Source organism: Stenotrophomonas sp. HMWF003, from assembly GCF_003061285.1.
GTDB classification, from domain to species: domain Bacteria; phylum Pseudomonadota; class Gammaproteobacteria; order Xanthomonadales; family Xanthomonadaceae; genus Stenotrophomonas; species Stenotrophomonas maltophilia_AP.
On the sequence record NZ_QAIW01000159.1, the window covers coordinates 2,894 to 6,698 of the forward strand.

General features: G+C 69.1%; 4 protein-coding genes and 1 pseudogene. 1 reads left to right on the forward strand and 4 read right to left on the reverse strand.

Features of this window, described 5'->3' with window-relative positions; all coding sequences use genetic code 11:
• The 3 genes and pseudogenes from DBR34_RS22245 to DBR34_RS06445 form a co-directional block, all read right to left on the reverse strand.
• A pseudogene (locus DBR34_RS22245) lies at positions 1-634 on the reverse strand (helicase IV); the annotation flags it as partial.
• 12 nt (positions 635-646) lie between these two features.
• Entirely contained in the window at positions 647-913 is a 267-nt protein-coding gene (locus DBR34_RS06440) for a CD225/dispanin family protein (RefSeq protein ID WP_181393918.1), read from the reverse strand.
• A 66-nt stretch (positions 914-979) separates the two neighbouring features.
• A complete protein-coding gene (locus DBR34_RS06445; protein WP_128096173.1) occupies positions 980-2,194 on the reverse strand; it encodes an MFS transporter in 1,215 nt (404 codons plus the stop codon).
• A gap of 250 nt (positions 2,195-2,444) precedes the next feature.
• Between DBR34_RS06445 and DBR34_RS06450 the strand changes: the two genes are divergently transcribed.
• The gene (locus DBR34_RS06450) at positions 2,445-3,434 is read left to right on the forward strand and encodes a GAF domain-containing protein (RefSeq protein WP_258223711.1); all 990 of its coding nucleotides are present in this window, start codon (positions 2,445-2,447) and stop codon (positions 3,432-3,434) included.
• Between the two features lie 17 nt (positions 3,435-3,451).
• Here DBR34_RS06450 and DBR34_RS21675 read toward each other — a convergent pair.
• The coding region (locus DBR34_RS21675; RefSeq protein ID WP_219928222.1) for a hypothetical protein at positions 3,452-3,805 on the reverse strand (354 nt) is incomplete at its 5' end.

Sequence of the window (3,805 nt, forward strand, 5' to 3'; positions counted from 1 at the left end):
GTGGGCGCTGTTCCACGCTGTCCAGCAGGGATGCGGCCGCAGCGCCTTCGCGCTGGACGTGGGCTGCGTTGCGGGCCGCCCAGAATGCGGGCCAGTCGCTGGACCAGCGGCTGAGGTCGTCTTCGATCCGCGACGCCTCGCCGGGCAGGCGGCTGCGCAGGTCCGGATCGTCGAACACCGCCCACAGCGCATCATCATCCAGCGCCAGCACCGGGCGCCGCTGCAGCAGGGCCTGCTGGTGTTCGGTGGTGAACCAGCGGTGCTGGTGGTCGGCCTGCGCCAATGCGGCATCAGCCTCGTCCAGCCAGTCGCCAATGCGCACCAGCGCGTCGCGCATGGCCTGCACCGGGTGGTCGGCGGCATCGGGGGCCAGGCGCTGCGCAAGCGCGGCCTGCAGTGGGCCAAGCTGCGCATTGGGCAGCCCGTCCACCTGCACCGTTGCATCGTCGGCATACAGGGTCAGCCCGGTCCAGAACAGGCCGCGCTTGAACGCTATGGACGTGGCACGCAGCGGCGCCCGGTGCAGGTGCCCGTCAACCTCCAGCGTGATCTGTGATGCGCCCAGCTGCAGCCGCCACGCGGGCGACTGTGTGATGCGTCGTCCCTGCGGCGAGGGCTCCCAGTACTGCGTCATTCCGCCAACGCCTCAACCCACTACGCGAAGCAGCAGACCATACCCGATCAGCACCACGCCCAGCAGGGGAATGGCAACCAGCGAGGCGATCGACCAGCGCAGGGCCTTGCGCGAGGCGGTGGTGGCCAGGGCCATGTTGCCGGCCAGCCGATGCGAGCCCACGCGGTTGGCGTGGATCGTGGCGACGATGCCGAACGGCGGGAACCCGCAGATGATGCTGATCACCGCGAGCGCCATGTGGTCCTTGGGCGCGTTGGCCGGTGGCGTAGCCGTGTTCATTGCACCATCCATGTTCGAAGGGCCCGGGAGTTTACCCGGGCGCCTTGTTGTTGCGCAGCCTGGAGATCAGCCCTCGCAGGCCACCGCGCTGCGCGAACGCCGGTCCACCAGCACCGCAACGCCCCACAACAGCAGGCCGCCCAGCGCCGTTGCGGCACCGACGTAACCGGTGGTTGCCGGGCTGAAACCGGCGCCGATGGCCATGCCACCGAACCACGGGCCCAGTGCATTGGCAGTATTGAATGCGGCATGGTTGGACGCGGCCGCCAGCGTCTGCGCTTCGCCGGCGACGTCCATCAGGCGGGTCTGCAGCACCGCGGCCAGGGCGCCCATGGTGCCCACGGCGATGATCATCGGGAAAATGGTCCACACCGACTGCGCCGCCAACGGGTAGGCCAGCAGCACCACGATCGACCACACCAGCACCAGCGCCGCCGCACGGAAGTGGAAGCGGTCCACCAGCCAGCCACCGGCAACGTTGCCGATGATCGCGCCGATGCCGAAGATGCCCACCGCCAGCGGCATCCAGGATTCGGCCAGGCCGGTTACCTGCACCAGCGTCGGCGCCAGGTAGGTGAACACGCAGAACATGCCGGCAAAGCCCACCGAGCCGATCGCCAGCGCCAGCCACACCTGGGTGCGGTTGAACGCGCGCAGTTCGCGCATCGGCGAGGTACGCACTTCATCGGGGTCGGGCAGCAGGTAGCGCGCAATCATCACCACGGTGGCGATGGCCAGCACGCTGACCAGCGCGAAGGCGGTGCGCCAGCTGAACTGCTGGCCCAGCCAGGTGGTGAGCGGGTTGCCGATCAGGATCGCCACCGACAGGCCCAGCAACACCTTGGACATCGCCGCGCCGCGCTGTGCCGGCGGGCTGATGGCCGCCGCGACCAGCATCGCCACGCCGAAATAGGCGCCGTGCGGCAGGCCGGCCACGAACCGGGCCACCAGCATGGTGCTGTAGTTGGGGGCCAGCGCGCTGGCCAGGTTGCCCACCGCATAGAAGCCCATCAGCCCCAGCAGCAGCGTGCGCCGCGCATACCCGGCGCCGGCGAAGGCCAGTACCGGTGCACCTACCACCACGCCAATGGCATAGGCACTGATCAGGTGGCCCACCTGGGTTTCGCTGATCGACAGGCCGCGGCTGATCTCCAGCATCAGGCCCATGCTGGCGAACTCACTGGTGCCGATGGCGAACCCGCCCAGCGACAGCGCCAGCAGGATGAAGGTGCGCTCGCGCGGGGACAGGCGCGAGGCCAGGGGGGCAATCGAAAGGCTCATGCGAGTGCGTTGGCAGGTGCGTTGCAACGGGGAGCCGGGCATTGTACTGCTGCAGCGCAGCAATGCGTCGCTTGCGCGGTGCCGCCGGGTAGGATGCTGTGATGCGCCGTGGACGCCACGCGCGCTCGGGGCAAAAATGTGAGGCGACGCACGTGCTGTCTCGCTGGATCGTGCGACAATTTATTTCCCTGTACCCCCGATGTGGCGGGTGCGACTGCACGGGGCCCAGGCCGCCCCATCGAGGAACGCAATGCACACAGGTTCTGGCTTCCCCAGTGTGGTCGGCTTTGACCTGCCTGGCCTGCAGGACGGGCCCGCCCCGTCGCGGGTGATCGTCAGTGCGTTGCTCGACACCACGCCGGGCGATGACTGGATGCGGGTCCTGGATCGCATGGCCTGGCCTGCACTGCGGCTGGACCACGGGGTCGAACAGCTGCGACTGGTCGGGCAGGGCATCCACTTCGTCGGGGATATCCGGGATGGGCGCGGGTTGTCGGCCGCCGTGCGCGAGCTGTTCGACCTGGTAACGTCCAAGGTGCTGTCCGCGCGCATGGCCGCGCTGGAGCATCCGGCGGACGACCTGGCACTGGCCGCCCCGCCGTCGGTGCCGCTGCTGGTCTCGCATGATCCGCGCATGGCCGATGTCGCCGCATTGTTGGCCCTGCCCGCGCTGCCGGCCCTGCTGGAACTGGCCAGCCGCCTGACCGGCATGCGCTTCGTCGCGGTCGCGCGGGTCACCGCCGAACGCTGGACGGCGTGCGCCGTGCACGACCTGCTGGGCTTCGGGCTGCAGCCGGGGCAGGACCTGGTGCTGGAAACCACCATCTGCGACGAGATCCGCCAGCACCACCAGACGGTGCAGTTCGACCACGCCAGTGCCGACCCCGTGTTCGCCACGCACCCCACGCCGGCGATGTACGGCTTCGAAAGCTACCTGTCGGTGCCCATGTTCCGGCGCGACGGCAGCCTGTTCGGCACGGTGTGTGCGCTTGACCCCCACCCGTCGCAGCTGGACGCGGTGAGCGTGCGGTGCTTTGAAGTGCTGGCGGCATGGATCGGCGCGCAGCTGGAGCTGGAAGATGCGCAGGGCAACATCGACGGCCAGGCCCCGCAGACGGTGCGCGCGGCATTGGCCGCGGTTGCCGAACAGGCGGCGCGTATTGCCGCGAGCGCGGCGCCCACGTCAGCGTTGCACGACACCGCGCAGCGCATCGAAGCGTTGAGTCGTCTGGAGCGCTGAGTCCACTGGCGTAGCGTTCAGTCCTTGAATCGCACCGAGCGGGCGATCGCCTCGACCGCCTCGTACGTCTTGGCGTCGCTGTCGGGTGGAAACATCGCTACCAGGCGCACATAGCGTCGTCCCGGCCACAGCGCCAGATAGTGCACGTACCGACCACCGTCAGGCAGGCTGCCGGTCACCCGCTCGCCTTCGATACCGCCAAAGGCCACCGCTTCCCGCGCAAGGGGGGTGCCCTGCTGGATCTCGCGGGTGCCGCCGATCAACACCCGCGACAGTCTGGACAGATCATCCGAGCCGACCGGCAGGGACAGCTGCGAGGCGATGATCACCCGCGGCTGACGCCCGTCCGGGTCCACATCGCGTTCGCCCGC